Source organism: Pseudomonas sp. A1230 (assembly GCF_044218825.1).
GTDB classification, from domain to species: Bacteria; Pseudomonadota; Gammaproteobacteria; order Pseudomonadales; family Pseudomonadaceae; genus Aquipseudomonas; species Aquipseudomonas iridis.
The window spans coordinates 5,942,635-5,959,477 of sequence record NZ_CP162582.1; the positions used below are offsets into that span (position 1 = coordinate 5,942,635).

The 16,843-nt window shown below is 59.9% G+C and carries 16 protein-coding genes; 3 read left to right on the forward strand and 13 right to left on the reverse strand.

Annotated elements, in window-relative coordinates; translation table 11 throughout:
• Positions 1 to 34: 34 nt before the first annotated feature.
• Entirely contained in the window at positions 35 to 766 is a 732-nt protein-coding gene (locus AB4P97_RS27505; protein WP_042557517.1) for a helix-turn-helix transcriptional regulator, read from the forward strand.
• Positions 767 to 923: 157 nt separating this feature from the next.
• On the opposite strand, the gene AB4P97_RS27510 is transcribed toward AB4P97_RS27505, so the two are convergent.
• The 3 genes from AB4P97_RS27510 to AB4P97_RS27520 all read right to left on the reverse strand — a co-directional run bounded on the left by AB4P97_RS27510 (position 924) and on the right by AB4P97_RS27520 (position 4,139).
• Positions 924 to 1,877: an adenosine deaminase gene (locus tag AB4P97_RS27510; RefSeq protein WP_042557518.1), complete on the reverse strand. Its 954-nt coding sequence runs from the start codon at positions 1,875 to 1,877 to the stop codon at positions 924 to 926.
• Between the two features lie 80 nt (positions 1,878 to 1,957).
• A complete protein-coding gene (locus tag AB4P97_RS27515) occupies positions 1,958 to 2,923 on the reverse strand; it encodes an isopenicillin N synthase family dioxygenase (RefSeq protein WP_395601877.1) in 966 nt (321 codons plus the stop codon).
• A 142-nt stretch (positions 2,924 to 3,065) separates the two neighbouring features.
• Positions 3,066 to 4,139 carry a BMP family ABC transporter substrate-binding protein gene (locus tag AB4P97_RS27520; RefSeq protein ID WP_042557520.1) on the reverse strand — a complete coding sequence of 358 codons (1,074 nt, stop codon included), beginning with the start codon at positions 4,137 to 4,139 and terminating at the stop codon, positions 3,066 to 3,068.
• 288 nt (positions 4,140 to 4,427) lie between these two features.
• On the opposite strand from AB4P97_RS27520, the gene AB4P97_RS27525 reads away from it, so the two are divergent.
• Positions 4,428 to 5,519: a calcium:proton antiporter gene (locus tag AB4P97_RS27525; RefSeq protein WP_042557521.1), complete on the forward strand. Its 1,092-nt coding sequence runs from the start codon at positions 4,428 to 4,430 to the stop codon at positions 5,517 to 5,519.
• Positions 5,520 to 5,642: 123 nt separating this feature from the next.
• Here the strand turns inward: AB4P97_RS27525 and AB4P97_RS27530 are convergent, their stop codons facing one another.
• From AB4P97_RS27530 to AB4P97_RS27540, 3 genes are all read right to left on the reverse strand, one after another.
• A complete protein-coding gene (locus AB4P97_RS27530; protein ID WP_042557522.1) occupies positions 5,643 to 7,001 on the reverse strand; it encodes an 8-oxoguanine deaminase in 1,359 nt (452 codons plus the stop codon).
• 253 nt (positions 7,002 to 7,254) lie between these two features.
• The gene (locus AB4P97_RS27535) at positions 7,255 to 7,941 is read right to left on the reverse strand and encodes an SDR family oxidoreductase (RefSeq protein WP_042557523.1); all 687 of its coding nucleotides are present in this window, start codon (positions 7,939 to 7,941) and stop codon (positions 7,255 to 7,257) included.
• A 17-nt stretch (positions 7,942 to 7,958) separates the two neighbouring features.
• Entirely contained in the window at positions 7,959 to 8,315 is a 357-nt protein-coding gene (locus tag AB4P97_RS27540; protein ID WP_042557524.1) for a MerR family transcriptional regulator, read from the reverse strand.
• Between the two features lie 84 nt (positions 8,316 to 8,399).
• Between AB4P97_RS27540 and AB4P97_RS27545 the strand changes: the two genes are divergently transcribed.
• A complete protein-coding gene (locus AB4P97_RS27545; RefSeq protein WP_395601878.1) occupies positions 8,400 to 8,834 on the forward strand; it encodes a hypothetical protein in 435 nt (144 codons plus the stop codon).
• A gap of 73 nt (positions 8,835 to 8,907) precedes the next feature.
• Here AB4P97_RS27545 and AB4P97_RS27550 read toward each other — a convergent pair whose 3' ends face one another.
• The 7 genes from AB4P97_RS27550 to AB4P97_RS27580 all read right to left on the reverse strand — a co-directional run bounded on the left by AB4P97_RS27550 (position 8,908) and on the right by AB4P97_RS27580 (position 16,819).
• Positions 8,908 to 9,834: an ABC transporter permease gene (locus tag AB4P97_RS27550; protein WP_042557525.1), complete on the reverse strand. Its 927-nt coding sequence runs from the start codon at positions 9,832 to 9,834 to the stop codon at positions 8,908 to 8,910.
• On the reverse strand, positions 9,834 to 10,940 hold the full coding sequence (locus AB4P97_RS27555) for an ABC transporter permease (protein WP_042557526.1): 1,107 nt from the start codon (positions 10,938 to 10,940) through the stop codon (positions 9,834 to 9,836). The genes AB4P97_RS27550 and AB4P97_RS27555 overlap by 1 nt, the downstream gene beginning before the upstream one ends.
• Before the next feature lie 13 nt (positions 10,941 to 10,953).
• The gene (locus tag AB4P97_RS27560; protein ID WP_395601879.1) at positions 10,954 to 12,501 is read right to left on the reverse strand and encodes an ABC transporter ATP-binding protein; all 1,548 of its coding nucleotides are present in this window, start codon (positions 12,499 to 12,501) and stop codon (positions 10,954 to 10,956) included.
• A gap of 559 nt (positions 12,502 to 13,060) precedes the next feature.
• Positions 13,061 to 13,642, reverse strand: coding sequence for a YigZ family protein (locus tag AB4P97_RS27565; protein WP_042557528.1), 582 nt, complete (start codon positions 13,640 to 13,642; stop codon positions 13,061 to 13,063).
• A 7-nt stretch (positions 13,643 to 13,649) separates the two neighbouring features.
• Positions 13,650 to 14,300, reverse strand: coding sequence for a TetR/AcrR family transcriptional regulator (locus AB4P97_RS27570; RefSeq protein ID WP_042557529.1), 651 nt, complete (start codon positions 14,298 to 14,300; stop codon positions 13,650 to 13,652).
• A gap of 88 nt (positions 14,301 to 14,388) precedes the next feature.
• On the reverse strand, positions 14,389 to 15,777 hold the full coding sequence (locus AB4P97_RS27575; protein ID WP_042557530.1) for a uracil-xanthine permease family protein: 1,389 nt from the start codon (positions 15,775 to 15,777) through the stop codon (positions 14,389 to 14,391).
• Between the two features lie 121 nt (positions 15,778 to 15,898).
• Positions 15,899 to 16,819, reverse strand: coding sequence for a LysR family transcriptional regulator (locus tag AB4P97_RS27580; RefSeq protein ID WP_042557531.1), 921 nt, complete (start codon positions 16,817 to 16,819; stop codon positions 15,899 to 15,901).
• Positions 16,820 to 16,843 lie beyond the last annotated feature (24 nt).

A 16,843-nucleotide genomic window follows, 5' to 3' on the forward strand; every position in this document is an offset into this window, starting at 1 on the left:
CAGTAGACGATACGATTCCACAGGGAGTGAATACATGGAACATGCACCTTGCATCAGCCAGATCGCCACGTTGCTGGCCGACCCCAAGCGCAGCGCGATGATGTGGGCGTTGATGGATGGCTCGGCCCGGCAGACCGAGGAGCTTGCGCTACTGGCAGGGCTGTCGCCGTCGTCGGCCAGTGCGCATCTGGCACGGTTGTCCACTGGCGGTCTGTTGAAGGTCGAAGTCCGGGGGCGTAAACGGTTTTTCCGCCTCTCGGCGCCGGAGGTAGGCGCTGCGATCGAAGCGTTGGCCAGCGCCACCATCGCCAGTGCCCCGCGAGAAGTCGCCGAGGTGTTCAAACGCAATACTCCGATGGCCAAGGTAGCGGCGGCGCCGTCTTCACTGCTGCGCGCTCGTTTCTGTGATGACCATTTGGGCGGCACGCTGGCGGCTGATCTGTATCAACGCCTGCTCGACGCCGGCTGGATCGAACAGCTTGAGCAACGCGTGGTGGTGACCCATAAAGGCGCGAGCAAGTTGGCCGGCCGTGGCGTGTTCATCCAGGCGTTGGCCCATCGCAACGTGCAGGTGGCCTGTGCCTGCCCGGACTGGAGCGAGCGTCGTCCGCACATGGGCGGTTCACTCGGCGCGGCGTTGCTGCAGTTGTTCATGCAGTCCGGTTGGCTGTCCTTGCCCCATGACTCCAGGGCGTTGCAACTGACCGCCCTTGGCCAGCGGGAGCTGCATCGATTCGCCAAGGAAACAGAGCTGGAACTGGCGTAGCAGAGCCTGTGAAATCGCTGCCTGAGCCGCAATCCATCAGCTAACGCTGTACCTGTGGGAGCGGGCTTGCCCGCGATAGCGGTCTGTCAGTCAACAATGATGTTGGAATTGATGACCTCATCGCGGGCAAGCCCGATCCCACAGTTTTGTATTGCTCTTAAGGTTTTACGAGCCGTGCATCCAGGCTGTTCTGCGCCAGGCGTTTGGCCTGATCCTGGGTCATGCCCAAGTGTTCGTACAGCGCATGGAAGTTCTCGGTCACGTAGCCACCGAAGTACGCAGGGTCATCGGAGTTGACCGTCACCTTCACGCCACGCTCAAGCATGTCGAGGATGTTGTGCTGCGACATGTGATCGAACACGCAGAGTTTGGTGTTCGACAGCGGGCAAACGGTCAGCGGGATCTGCTCGTCGATGATCCGCTGCATCAGGCGCTCGTCTTCGATGGCGCGCACGCCGTGGTCGATGCGTTGGATTTTCAGCAGGTCGATGGCTTCCCAGATGTATTCCGGCGGGCCTTCTTCACCGGCGTGGGCGACGGTCAGGAAGCCTTCGTGACGGGCACGGTCGAACACGCGCTGGAACTTGCTTGGCGGATGGCCCATCTCGGAGCTGTCCAGACCTACGGCGACAAACGCGTCACGGAACGGCAGCGCCTGATCGAGGGTTTTCTCGGCTTCTTCTTCGCTCAAGTGGCGCAGGAAGCTGAGGATCAAACCGCTGGTGATGCCCAGTTGCTGCTCGCCATCCTTCAACGCGGCGGCGATGCCGTTGAGCACCACTTCGAACGGGATGCCACGGTCGGTGTGGGTCTGCGGGTCGAAGAACGGTTCGGTGTGAATCACGTTTTGCGCTTTGCAGCGCAGCAGGTAGGCCCAGGTCAGGTCGTAGAAATCCTGCGAGGTGCGCAGCACATCGGCGCCTTGGTAATACAGGTCGAGGAACTCCTGCAGATTGTTGAAGGCGTAAGCCTTGCGCAGGGTTTCGACGTCGTTCCACGGCAGGGCGATCTTGTTGCGTTCGGCCAAAGCGAACAGCAACTCAGGCTCCAGCGAGCCTTCCAGATGCAGGTGCAGTTCGGCCTTGGGCAGGGCGTTGAGCCAGTCGTACATATTCTTTTCTCATCAGGTGCAATGACGGCATTCTACAGATGCTTGCTGAAATAATTGGCAAAACCTGACCAAGCGATCCGTCACACCGCTTCCTGTTCCCGTCGATAAGCGTAGGTATCGGCGAAGCGCGACAGCAGGAATTCAGCACAAGTGGTCGTCGGATATTTCGCCGGGTGTTCTGCGCTCTGGCAACCGGGCAGGCACTCGATACGGGTGTCCGGGTGAGGCTCGGCAAAGAACGGCATCGAGTAGCGATCCACTCCGAGCGGGCTGATCACCCGGTGCGGTGTCGAGCGATATCGGTCATTGCTCCAGCGCGCCATCATGTCGCCGAGGTTGACCACAAACGTCCCGTCAATCGGTGGGGCGTCGATCCATTCGCCTTTGACGTTCTTCACTTGCAAGCCACCGGCGCTGTCCTGATAGAGCAGGGTGATGCAGCCGTAATCGGTGTGCGCACCGGCACCTTGCTGCTCGGCGGAACTGGCGGTGTGACGCGGCGGGTAATGGATCATGCGCAGCACACTCACGGGCTCAAGAAAGCGCTTGTCGAAGAAGTCGCGTTCGATGTCCAGGGCAAGGGTCATTGCGCGCATAAGCGTTTGCGCGAGGGCCTGCATGTCGAGGTAGTGCTGTTCCATCAGCGACTCCCAACCGGGAATTGCCGGATGACGGTTGGGCCCGCGCAAGGGTTTTTCCGCCAGCACTTCGGGATGGTTCGCCGACAGGTGCAAACCCATGTCGAAGGTTTCTTTGAGGTCGCTGGGTTTGTTCGGGTCGAGCTGTTCGGTGGCGATGGCGCCGTAGCCGCGATGGTGGCGGGTCCGGGTGATGTCGACCTTGAGCTTCTCTGCCGCCGGCAGATCGAAAAAACGCTGCGCGTGATCGAGCAGGGCGTCGATGCGCTGAGCGGAAATCGGATGCCCCTTGATGTAGAAGAAACCCCACTCGCGGCAAGCCTGGTCGATTTGCTCGGCGACGGCGGGCCAGGCGTTTTGGTTGTCGGTGTAGAGCGGGCTGATGTCGATGATGGGCAGCTGATCCATACGCAATCCTTGGGGCGGTGAGTTTCCAATGTGGGAGCGAGCCTGCTCGCGAAGAGGGCGTGTCAGACAACATCTTTGTTCAATGACACAGCGCTTTCGCGAGCAGGCTCGCTCCCACAGGGTTTCGTGTGGTCAGCAAAAATTACTTCGGCATCTCGGCCTTCATGCCTTCCACGTAATAGTTCATCGACGCCAGTTCCGCCGTGGTCGCGCTCACGCCAGCGGGGATTTTCTCGACCCCGGCCTGATCCTTGATCGGCCCGGTAAACGGCTGCAACGCACCGCTCTTGATATCGGCAATGATCTGCTCGGCTTCGGCTTTGACCGGTGCTGGCACCAGGTCGCTGATTGGTAGTTCAACCGTGCCTTCCTTCAGCCCACCCCAGTAATCCTGAGACTTCCAGCTGTGATCGATCACGCTTTGAGTCGCCTGAATGTAATGCGGCGCCCAGTCGTTGACGATCGAGGTCAGCACCGCTTTCGGCCCGAAGTGGGCCATGTCGGAGGCGTAACCCACCGCGTAGACACCGCGGCGTTCGGCAGCCTGAATCGGTGCCGGGCTGTCGGTGTGCTGGAACACTACGTCGACACCCTGATCGATCAGCGCGTTGGCGGCATCGGCTTCCTTGCCCGGATCGAACCACGAGTTGACCCACACCACTTTGATCTCGGTGCCGGGGTTGTACTTGTTCAGGGCCAGTTGAATGGCGTTGATGTCGCGGATCACTTCCGGGATGGGGAAGGAGGCGACGTAGCCGATCTTTTTGGTCTTGGTCATCTTCGCCGCGAGGAAGCCGCCGACGTAACGTCCCTCGTAGGTGCGCGCCAGATAGGTGCCGAGGTTCTTGTCCTGCTTGTAGCCGGTGGCGTGCTCGAAGGTCACCTTGGGAAATTGTTTGGCGACTTTCAGCGTCGGGTTCATGTAACCGAAGGACGTGGTGAAGATCAGGTCGTACTTGTCCTTCGCCATGTTGCGGATCACCCGCTCGGCGTCGGCACCTTCGGCGACGTTTTCCACGTAGTTGGTGGTGATCTGCGCGCCGAATTTCTCCGCCAGCGCCTTGCGCCCCTGTTCATGCTGATACGTCCAGCCGTGGTCACCGATGGGGCCGATGTAGACGAAACCAACCTTCAGCGGATCGGCAGCGCTGGCGCTCAGGCTTATCCCCAGACCAATGGCGGCGCACAGCAGTTTGTGCAGCGGACGTATTTGCATGAATTGGAGCTCCATTTTGTTGTGTGTGGTCAGGGGCAATGCAAATTGCTGACCAACAAGACAACAAACTGGTTGGAAACCGTGTGAAAGCCTTCGCGAGCAGGCTCGCTCCCACAGGGGATTGCATTCCAAGGTGGGAGCGAGCCTGCTCGCGAAGGGGCCGGTCAGGCCAATAAAAGTGCATCAGGCAAAAGTCCCGCCATTGCTTGGTGCGCTAATGTGTAACGAAACGTTAGCGCCGCGCCGCAGTCAGTAGCTCATTCGAATCTTTGGCAAAAAAGGCCCGCCATGCTCTCAATCCTCAAGCAAGAAAGCTTTCTGCTGTTGGCCCTGCTCGCCGCAGTCGTCGCTTATCCGTTGGAACACTGGATGCTGCACAGCGGCCAGATCGTCGCGCTGACTGCCGGTCTGCTCCTGATCGCGTTCATCGTCGCCGCTTCGATGCGCGTCGCCCATCACGCCGAATTGCTCGCCGAAAAGGTCGGCGACCCTTACGGCACGATGATCCTCACGCTGGCCGCCGTGCTGGTGGAGGTGGTGATTCTGGCGATCATGATGAGCAACGAAGCGTCGCCCACACTGGTGCGCGACACGATTTATTCGGCAGTGATGCTCGACATCAACGGCATCCTCGGCCTCGCTGCGCTGATGGGCGGGATCAAGCATGGCGAGCAGTCCTACAACGACGATTCGGCGCGCAGCTACAGCGTAATGATCCTCACCGCGATGGGCGTGTCGATGGTGGTGCCGGAGTTCATTCCCGAGGCCAACTGGAAGATTTATTCGGCGTTCACTATCGGTGCAATGGTGGTGCTTTACGCGCTGTTCCTGCGCATGCAGGTCGGCCCGCACAGTTACTTTTTCAGCTACAGCTACCCGGACAAACGTCGTAAGAAAGAGCCGCAGGACGCGCAGGCAAAAGCACCGAGCATCGGCCTGTCGATCGGCATTCTGGTGTTTGGCATTGTAGTGATCGGCGCATTGGCCGAGGTGATGTCCAAGACCCTCGATCTGGGCCTGGAAGGTACGGGCGCACCGCCGGTGATCACGGCGATTCTGGTGGCGGCGATTTCAGCGGCGCCGGAGATTTTGACCGCGTTGCGTGCGGCGTTGGCCAACCGCATGCAGTCAGTGGTCAATATTGCGATGGGCGCGTCGCTGTCGACGGTGATCCTCACCGTGCCGGTGATGGAAGCGATGGCGCTGTACACCGGTCAGCCATTTCAGATGGCAATGACCCCGGTGCAGACGGTAATGATCTTTCTCACATTGATCGTCAGCGCGATCAATCTCAATGACGGCGAGACCAATGCCATTGAAGGCATGACGCACTTTGTGTTGTTTGCGACGTTCATCATGCTGTCCCTGCTAGGCCTTTAAGCCCACTGCAAAACAATTGTGGGAGCGAGCCTGCTCGCGAAAGCGGAGTGTCATTCAACAAAAATGTTGTCTGATGCTCCTTCTTCGCGAGCAGGCTCGCTCCCACCGTTTTAACCGCTGGGATCAGGTACCGGCGATCAGCTGGCGAGCAGCCTGGCTGTGATCGGCGATCAAGCCTTTCAGATCCAGTCCTTCGACCTGGCCATCAACCACGCGCCACTTGCCGCCAATCATCACCCGATCCGCTCGATCTGCGCCGCACAGCAGCAGCGCCGAAATCGGATCGTGGCTGCCAGAGAAGCGCAGTTCATCGAGCTTGAACAATGCCAGATCAGCCTGTTTGCCCACCGCCAGTTCACCAATGTCGGTACGGCCCAACAGGCTCGCCGACCCCTTGGTCGCCCAGCCCAGCACGCGCTCAGGGGTAATTTTCTCGGCGCCGTAACGCAGACGCTGGATGTACAGCGCCTGACGCGCTTCAAGGATCATGTTCGACGCATCGTTGGACGCCGAGCCATCCACGCCCAGACCGAACAGCGCACCGGCGTCGGTCAAATCGATGCTTGGGCAAATGCCCGAGGCCAGACGCATGTTCGAGCTTGGGCAGTGACAGATGCCGGTGCCGGCCTGGCCGAGACGGGCGATTTCGTCCGGATTGAAGTGGATGCCGTGGGCCAGCCAGGTGCGCGGGCCGAGCCAGCCGACGCTGTCCAGATAGTCGACGGTGCGCAGGCCGAAACGCTGCAGGCAGAAATCTTCTTCGTCGAGGGTTTCGGCCAGGTGCGTGTGCAGGCGCACGTCGAGCTTATTCGCCAGTTCGGCGCTGGCCGACATGATTTCCGGGGTCACTGAAAACGGCGAGCACGGTGCCAGAGCGATCTGGATTTGCGCACCGTCGCCACGCTCGTGGTACTCGTGGATCAGGCGCTGACTGTCGTCGAGAATCACCTGGCCTTCTTGCACGGTCTGCTGCGGCGGCAGGCCGCCGTCCTTCTCGCCGAGGCTCATCGAACCACGGGTGAGCATGGCGCGCATGCCCAGTTCACGCACGGTTTCGACTTGCACGTCGATGGCGTTTTCCAGGCCGTCCGGGAACAGATAATGATGGTCGGCAGCGGTGGTGCAACCCGACAGCAGCAACTCGGCCAAAGCGACTTTGGTGGCGAGGGCGAGTTTTTCCGGCGTCAGACGTGCCCACACCGGGTACAGGGTTTTCAGCCACGGGAACAACGGCTGATTGACCACCGGCGCCCAGGCGCGAGTGAGGGTTTGATAGAAGTGATGGTGGGTGTTGATCAGGCCCGGCAGGATCACATGCTCGCGGGCATCGAACACTTCATTGCACGGCGCTGACGGCTGTTGACCGGCGGCGAGCACTTCGACGATCACGCCGTCTTGCAGCACCAGACCGCCACGGGCATCGAGCTCGTTGGAGGTGAAAATGGCGAGGGGGTTTTTTAACCAGATACGGGTCGCAGGCATTGTCGCCGGCTCCTCTGAAAGTGGGTTCAGGGTTGCCAGCTCAGTGTTGCCCTGTCTGCTGATCCAGGTTCGCCGCGACGGACGAGGTGCGCAGTTTCAAACAAATCACCGCGCCGGGCAAGCCCCACCCGACAGGACACCGTTCATCCCTGTGGGAGCTGGCTTGCCAGCGAATGCGTCGGATCAGCCACCTTATATGGCGACTGGCACTCCATCATCGCGGGCAAGCCCGGCTCCCACAGGATTTGTGCCTTTACCAGGGAATGGTTTCGCCTTTGTAATTGATGAAGTGATGCCCGCCCTTGCCGGTAAACGCATTCACCTGATCAATCAGTCCGCGTGTGCTGGTGTCCACATCAAGGTCAGCCCCTTCACCGCCCATGTCGGTCTTCACCCAACCCGGATGCAGCGACAGCACCGTCAGTTTCTGTTCGCCCAATTGCGTGACAAAACTGTTGGTCATCGAGTTCAGCGCAGCCTTGCTCGCCTTGTACAGCGCCAGTTCCGGCGCATCCGGCACCGTCACGCTGCCGAGCCCGGAGCTCATGAACGCCAGCACACCGCTGCCATCGCGGATCTGTCCGGCAAAGCGTTGCGCCAGATTGATCGGCGCCACCGCGTTGGTGAAAAACAGCTGACCGACTTCCGCCAGGGTTGCGCCGCCCGGGGTCTGTACTGCCGGGCCTTTGACCCCGGCATTGACGAACAGCAGGTCGAAAGTTTCACCCTTCAACTGTTGGCTCAAGGCGATCACCGCTTGCTGGTCATCCATGTCGAGCTTCTCGATCCGCACGTCGCCCAGCGCTTGCAGCGCCTCGGCGTTCGAGGGATTGCGCACGGTGGCAGTCACTTGCCAGCCGTCGCCCAGCAGGGTCTTCACCAAGCCGAGGCCCAAGCCACGGGAGGCGCCGATGATCAGTGCATTTTTTGCCTGGGACATGATGGGTTCCTTGAAAATTATCGTTCAGGGTTCAATGGACAGGCCTGACCGAGCCGTAGTTGCAGCTCATGCCGTAGCGCGTCGAGTTCGCTCATGCGGGTTTCAATCAGTTGTAGCTTGTCGCGCAGCAATTGCGCCACAGCGTTTTTCGGATCGGGCGTGTTCCACAGTGCGGCAACGCTGTCGCCGATCTCGCCGAGGGTAAACCCCAAACGCTGCGCCGTCCTGATGTAGAGCACCAGTTGCAGCATTTCCGGCGGGTAGTCGCGATAACCATTGGCACTGCGTTGCGCTGCGATCAATCCGCGTTGCTCATAGAAACGCAGCGTGTCGCGACTGACTGCGCTGGCCTGTGCCAATTCACCGATGCGCATTTGTGATGCTCTGAAGAGGGCTTGACCCTGGAGCATACTCCAGGCTTTACCGTGGTTGCTCCTCAAATTTCTGGAGCATGGACGATGTGGACTTCAACACAATATCGACACGTGGTGCGCGGCAGCGCCTGGTACGACCTGATCGTCACGGCTGCATTTGTGACGCCGTGGAGTTTTGCCGCGTTGCATGGGGTTTTGACCGCGCTCGGTCAGGCGCTGGATTTGCCCGGTGAGTTGCCGGCGTTCGCGCCGATGCACATGTTGATGGCGAATCTTTTGGGCTCGGTGGTTTGTGTGTGGGCGGTGCTGCGGATTCGTGATCCGCAGGCGCGTTATGGACGTTATGACGCGGTGGCGCGGTTTCTGTTTGCGGCTTGGCAGGGGTATGCCCTGGTCCATGGCGCCAGTTCGATTTTGACAGTTTTTCTGGTCTTCGAACTGGCGTGGGGCATTGCTCAGGTGTTGCCTGTTCGGGCCCCATCGCTGGCAAGCCAGCTCCCACAGGTTCCTGTTGTGTGACATGGACCTCGTTCACACCCGAGATCCTTGTGGGAGCTGGCTTGCCAGCGATGAGGCCCGTGAAATCACCGCATTAATGCCCCGACTGCCACGGCTGCCCCAACGACACCGGCGCATACAACCGTGTCCGCAGTGCATCGCGCGACAACAACACCAGCACCACAATCGTCGCCACGTACGGCAGCATCGCCAGCAGGCTCGACGGAATCGCCAGCCCCAACCCCTGCGCCACCAGGTGCAGGATGCTGGCGAGGCCGAACAGATAGGCGCCCAGCAACAACCGCCACACCCGCCAACTGGCAAACACCACCAGCGCCAAGGCAATCCAGCCACGCCCGGCCGTCATGTTCTCCGCCCACATCGGCGTGTACGCCAGCGACAGATACGCCCCGGCCAGCCCGGCCATCGCACCGCCGAAAAGCACCGCCAAGGTGCGCACGGTCAACACGGGCAAGCCCATCGCACTGGCCGCATCCGGGTTCTCGCCGACCGCTTGAATGATCAGCCCGACACGGCTTTTGATGATCACCCACGCCACCAGCGCAAACAGCCCGAACGACAGATACACCAGCAGATCCTGCGCGAACAGCATCCGCCCGATCAGCGGGATTTCACTCAGATACGGAATCGCCAACGGTTCGAATCCAGCCAATGGTTTGCCGACCCACGCCGCCCCCACGAAAGTCGACAACCCCACGCCAAAAATCGTCAGGGCCAACCCGGTCGCTACCTGATTGGCGTTGAACACCAGCGCCACCAAAGCAAACAGCGACGACAGCAACATCCCTGCGAGCATCGCCAGCAATACGCCGAGCCACAGGTTGCCGCTGTTGAGCGCGACGATAAAACCGATCACCGCACCAAACAGCATCATCCCTTCCTGCCCGAGGTTGAGCACGCCGCTCTTCTCGCAGATCAGTTCACCCAGCGCTACCAGCAGCAGCGGCGTGCCGCAACGCACCATCGCGAAGAAAATATTGCTCAGCAGATCGATATCCATCACAGCGCTCCGGCGGTTACGGTGGGGGTCTGTGTGCGCCGTGCCCAGCGCAGATTCAGACGTGGCCGATAGAGAATCAGCACATCACTGGCGAGCAGGAAAAACAGCATCATTCCCTGAAACAGTTGAGTGATCGCTTGCGGCAGATTGAGGCTCATCTGCGCGTTCTCGCCCCCGATATACAGCAGCGCCATCAGCAGACTGGAGAACAGAATCCCGATGGGGTTGAGCCGCCCAAGAAACGCCACGGTGATCGCCGCATAGCCATAACCCGGTGACACTTGCGGCACCAATTGACCGATTGGGCCGGTGACTTCGCAGACACCTGCAAGCCCCGCGAGCCCGCCGCTGATCAGTAGGGCAAGCCAGATCAAACGCTTCTCGCGAAAGCCGACGAACCCTGCCGCACGCTTGTCCAGCCCGAGCACTTTGATCTGGAAACCGATAAAACTTTTCTGCAACAACACCCACACCGCGACCAGTGCGAGCAGGGCGAAATACACCCCGGCATGCACGCGGCCATCCTCCAGCAACAGCGGCAAACGGCTGGCGTCGCCGAACATTGCCGACTCGGGAAAATTGAAACCGGCGGGATCCTTCAGCGGCCCATGTACGCAGAACAGCAGCAAGTTCAGCGCGATGTAATTGAGCATGATGCTGGTGAGGATTTCGTTGGCGTTGAAGCGTGTGCGCAGCCATGCGGTGAGCCCCGCCCATGCGGCGCCGGCGAGGGTACCGGTCAGCAGAATCAGCACCAGCGCCCAACGGCTTTGCATGTCGATGATATTTACGGCCAAGGCACTGCCGGCGAGCGCGCCGAGCAGCAATTGACCTTCGGCGCCGATGTTCCAGATTCGCGCTTGGTAGGCCACCGCCAGGCCCAGCGCGCAGAGCAGAATCGGCAAGGCTTTGACCAGTAATTCCGAAACACCGTACAAGTCGCTGACCGGCGCGATAAGCAACGTATGCAAGGTTTGCAGCGGATCATGACCGAGGGCGATGAACAGCAGCGAACCGCAGCCGAGCGTCAGCGCCGCCGCCAACAGCGGCGAGCACCAAAGCATCAGGCGCGATTGCTGGCCACGGGGTTCGAGGGAAAGCAGCATGTTTGAAACTCCGTTAAACCGTGGCGTGTTGTTGAGGGGCATCGAACTGACCGGCCATCCAGCCGCCGACGTCACTCAGTTGCGTGTCCGTGGTGTTTTGCAGCGCCGACAGCTTGCCGCCGCACAAGGCGCCGAGGCGGTCGCTGATCTGGAACAGTTCATCGAGGTCTTCGGAAATCACCAGAATCGCCGCGCCGGCGTCGCGCAAGGCGATCAACGCGCGGTGGATGGTCGCGGCGGCGCCGACGTCCACGCCCCAGGTCGGGTGCGCGGCGATCAGCAGTTTTGGTTGCTGGAGGATTTCCCGGCCGAGGATGAATTTCTGTAGATTGCCGCCGGACAGGCTGCGGGCGGCGGTTTGCGTACTCGGCGTTTTTACCCCGAAGCGTTGAATGATTTGCTGGGCGAGGGCATCGACTTTGCCGCGTTCGATCAAACCGTTGCTCACCAGCCCTTGTTGAAAGGCTGTCAGCAGCGCGTTGTCGGCCAGACTCAGCTCTGGCACCGCACCATGGCCGAGGCGTTCGGCCGGGACGAAAGCCAGACCGAGTCTGCGTCTCGCATCGGGGCGCAAATCAGCAACAGCCTGATGACCGAAACGAATCGTTTCGGCCTCGACCCGTGACAGCGTTTGCTCCCCACTGAGCAGGGCAAGCAATTCGTCCTGACCATTGCCCGCGACCCCGGCGATGCCAACGATTTCACCGCTGCGCACCTGCAAGTCGACGCCTGCCAGTGAGCAGCCAAACGGGTCCGGGTTATGCCAGCTCAAACCGCGGACCTGCAAAAATACCGCGCCGCCGCTGACCTTCGGATAGTCGCCAATCAACGCCGCCGCTTCGCCCACCATCATCTGCGCCAACTGTTGATCCGAGCATTCGGCCGGTACGCAATGCCCGGCCACTCGCCCGCCGCGCAACACCGTTGCGCTGTGGCACAAGGCGCGAACTTCTCCGAGCTTGTGGCTGATAAACAAAATGCTGCAACCCTCCGCGGCGAGACGGCGCAGGGTGATGAACAAATCGTCGGCCTCCTGCGGCGTCAGCACCGAAGTCGGTTCATCGAGAATCAGCAGACGGATGTCTTGCATCAGGCAGCGAATGATTTCCACCCGCTGCCGCTCGCCAATCGACAGGCTGTGGACAAGTCGCTCAGGCTCCAGCGCCATGCCGTAGCGCCGCGAGACTTCGCGAATCTTCGGTTCAAGCTGTTTCGGCGTACCCGCTGCCGCACCCATCGCCAGCGCAATGTTCTGCGCCACGCTGAGGGTTTCGAACAGCGAGAAATGTTGAAAGACCATTCCGATCCCCAGCTGTCGCGCCTGGGCCGGGTTGCGCATGTTCACGCGCTGACCTTGCCAGAGCATCTCGCCCGCGTCGGCCTGAGTGACGCCGTAGATGATCTTCATCAGCGTGCTTTTGCCTGCGCCGTTTTCACCGAGCAAGGCATGTATTTCTCCGGGCGCAATGCTCAGATCAATAGCGTCATTGGCCAGACATCCGGGGTAGCGTTTGCTGATATGGCGCAGTTGCAGGCGCGGAGTAGGAGAGGCGATGGGCATGACAGGCTCGACTTGCTTGGAGTTGTGCCTGTGGATAAAGCAATTTCCTGGCCATTGAGTCAGGAACACCTGAAGACACCGATACCCCGCGCCTGTCGCAGAGCACTTGCAGTAAATTCGGCATAACAACGAGCACCACTTGGGGGCGAAGCCGTTGATCAAGCTCCACTTTTGCCCGCAGGCAATTGATCAAAAAACGAGCAACTGCGTCGGAGCTATGTGCAATCTGCAACTGCGCCAGTCATGAACGGCTTATCCACAGGTTGTTCCACAGTATTTGTGCGCAACATGGAATCAAGGGCATAAGCACCGTGGTGCTTTCTTCCAATAGTGCTAAACCTGGTTAACTTATTGTTTTTACGAAAAAAATACGCGTTCGCAGAGTGATTGAGCGAAAAGTGAACAAATCGCGCAAAGCCGCATGACAGAAGGGTTACAGCGGGATGTGCTCAGGTTATCCACAGCCGGGTGCACAGCAGATGTGGGCAACTGCGTGGAATAAGGAAAACGGCGGATGCCCTAAAAGATCGCAGCCTTCGGACGATCTTTTGATCTTGCTTTAGCGCTGCAGCAGAATCCTTCCGCGACTCAAATCTGCCAATTGGCTCTGCAACAATTCAATCTGCGCCTCACCCACCGCCAACCTCAACTCAACCCCGTTCGCGGTGAACTGCTCCTCAACTACCAGTCCGCCCAGATCCGCCACCCGCAGCTTCACCAACGCCAACTCGGCAAAGCCGCAGGCACAACGCAATGGCATGCGGCTGATCAACTCGACTTTCGCCGCCGTTTGCAGGCACTTGTTCGCACCACCGCCATAGGCTCGCGCCAAACCGCCGGTGCCCAGCTGAATGCCGCCGTACCAGCGGATCACCAGCACCGCGACCTGATCGCAATCCTGCGCTTCAATCGCTGCCAGAATCGGTCGCCCGGCCGTGCCGCCCGGCTCGCCGTCGTCATTGCTGCGATATTGATCGCCGAGTTTCCACGCCCAGCAATTGTGCGAGGCGTTTAAGTCGCTGTGCTGTTCGAAGAACGCCTGCGCGTCAGCGGGACTGCTGATGGGGGCAGCGAAAGTGATAAAGCGGCTTTTGCGAATCTCTTCGCGGTACTCGCAAAAACCGCTGAGGGTGAAAGGCATAAACGTCTTATAGAGAAGGAGTGAGGCCGCAGCCTTTGAGAATGATGCGGATCAGGTTGTTGCTGGCGCCTTCCATGTCCTGCTTGGTCAACTTGCTGCGCCCGCTGACGCGGCAGATCTGCGTGGCGAAGTCGGCGTAGTGCTGGGTGCTGCCCCACAACAGGAAGATCAGGTGCACCGGGTCGACCGGGTCCATTTTGCCGGCATCGATCCACGCCTGAAACACCGCCGCGCGGCCCTGGAACCAGGCGCGGTAATCCTGATTGAAATACTCGCTCAGGCATTCGCCGCCGCTGATCACTTCCATCGCAAAGATTCGCGAGGCTTGTGGCTGGCGACGGGAGTATTCCATTTTGGCGCGAATGTAACGGGTCAGCGCTTCGGCCGGATCGTCTTCGGCGGTGAGGGTGTTGAAGGTGCTGTCCCACAACTCGATGATGTTGCTCAGCACCGCCACGTACAGCCCCAACTTGTTGGTGAAGTAGTAATGCAGGTTAGCCTTGGGCAACCCGGCATTCTGGGCGATGGTGTTCATGCTGGTGCCTTTGTACCCGTGGCGGGCGAACTCGTCTTCGGCGGCTTTGAGAATGGTCTCTTCGTTCTTCTGACGAATGCGGCTGGCGGGCTTGCCGCCGTGAGCGGGGACTTCAAAGGTCATAGGCACTTCCGGGTTTGTCTGTGGGTGCAACCAATTGCGTTGATAGCGCACCCACAAGCATCCGACAAGTCCTCAGGCGATAAAACCGTTACGCCTGTTCGATCTTGTTCAGCTGCACTTGCACTTCAGCGGGTGCTGTTTTGGCTTCCGGCAGCAGCAGGCAAAGGATGATTGCCGTCAGCCCGCCGCTGGTAATCGCCGAGTCGAACAGGTTTTGCACCAGTTTGGGTAGCAGGTGCAGCAGGTTCGGTTGTGCGGCGATGCCCAGGCCGACGCCGAACGAAGTGGCGATGATCAGCATGCTGCGCCGATCCAGCGGCGACTGCGCGAGGATGCGCACACCGGCAGCGGCGACGGCACCGAACATAACCAGAGTGGCGCCGCCGAGTACTGGTTTCGGTATCTGTTGCAGCACCGCACCAATCATTGGAAACAGGCCGAGACAAAACAGGATCGCGCCGATGTAAAGGCCAACGTAGCGGCTGGCAACGCCGGTCAGCTGAATCACGCCGTTGTTCTGCGCAAACGTGGTGTTGGGGAAGGCGCTGAACGTTGCGGCGATCATGCAGCTCACGCCATCACCCAGTACACCACCGCGCAAGCGGCTTATATAAGAAGGGCCGCTGATGGGTTGGCGGGCGAGCATGCAATTGGCGGTGAGGTCGCCGACGGTTTCGATGGTGCTGATCAGATAAATCAGCGCGACCGGCAGGAAAGCGGTCCAGTCAAAACTGAATCCGAACTTGAACGGTGTAGGAAAACTCACCAGCGGCAAGTCAGGCAACGGCTGCGGTACCAGTTTCCCACTGAACCACGCTGCGAGGCTCCCGAGCAGCAGGCCAATGACGATTGCCGATAGCCGCACCCACGGCGTGTTCGAGCGGTTGAGCAAAATGATCGTCAGCAACACGAATACGCCCAGCGCCAGATTGCCCGGCGCGCCGAAGTCCGGGGCATTGAAGCCACCGCCGAGATCGGTGATGCCGACCTTGATCAGGCTGACGCCGATCAGCGTGATGACAATCCCGGTCACCAGCGGCGTGACCACCCTGCGCAGTTGACCAATGAAACGGCTGAGCACGATCTGCACAATCGCGCCGAAAAAGCACACACCAAAGATCATCGCCAAAATGTCTTCCGGGCTACCGCCGCGCTGCTTGACCAGAAACCCGGCCGACAGCACCGCGCCGAGAAAGGCGAAACTGGTGCCTTGCAAGCAGATCATCCCCGCGCCGATCCCGAACGGCCGGCGAGCCTGAATAAACGTGCCGACCCCGGACACCATCAGCGCCATGCTGATCAGGTAAGGCAAATGCGCGGTCAGCCCAAGCGCCGAGCCGATCACCAGCGGTGGGGTGATGATGCCGACGAAACTGGCGAGCACGTGTTGCAGGGCGGCGAGGGTTGCGGCCAGCGGTTTCGGGCGGTCGTTGAGGCCGTAGATCAAGTCGCTGGACGGTTCGGAATCTGGCTGCATGGCGTTGGGCTTCTTGTTGAAGGATCGGGGTTGATCCTGCTTTGCAAAAAGCTGTCCACTTGCTCAGATTATTGCTTGGTTTTGTCTCTAAGGCCTAACGTGGCTGGGCGGCGGGCAATGTTTAACGCGTCGCCGCCAGACTCTCCAGAAAGCTTTCCAGCACCAAATGAGGGCGCCGGCCTTTGCGCGTGACCGATGCCAGACTCAAATCATAAAAACGTGTGTCGGCCTTGAGTGCGCGTAAACGCCCTTGCTGTACCCAAAGGCTGGCGTAATGATCCGGCAGATAACCAATGTAGCGCCCGGTCAGAATCAGAAACGCCATGCCCTCACGGTCGGAGGCACTGGCAGTGCAGTTGAGCGCCTGATAATGCGCCTGGATTTCCCCCGGCAAGCGAAACGTCGGGGCGATGGCGTCCTGACTATCAAGGCGTTCGTCATCGAGTTGTTTGTCATCGACATAAAACAGTGGATGACCGACCGCGCAATAAAGCAGTGAGCGTTCGCTGTACAGCGGTTGATATTCCAACCCGGAAAGCGCACTGGCCTGCGGCACCACGCCGACATGCAGGCGACCGTCCAGCACGCCTTGTTCAACTTCATTCGGCGCAATCATGCGGATCTGGATTTGCACATCCGGCCCGCGCTCCTTCAATTGGGCGAGGGCGTGGGTGATGCGCATGTGGGGCAGGGTGACCAGGTTATCGGTCAGGCCGATGATCAACTCACCACGCAAGTGTTGGTGCAGACCGTTGACCTCGGTGCGAAAACTTTCCAGCGCACTCAATAACTGCAGGGCTGACTGATAGACCTCGCGACCTTCTTCGGTCAGGGAGAATCCAGCGCGGCCACGCTGACACAAACGCAAACCGAGGCGTTGCTCCAGATCGCTCATCTGCTGGCTGATCGCCGAGCGCCCGATGCCGAGCACGGTTTCCGCCGCCGAGAAGCCGCCGGATTCCACCACGCTGCGAAAGATCCGCAGCAGGCGAATATCAAAGTCACTGACCTGGGCCAGCGGATCGGGGCGGCGGCTGCTCATGTTTAATCGCTCAAAGTTTAGTGA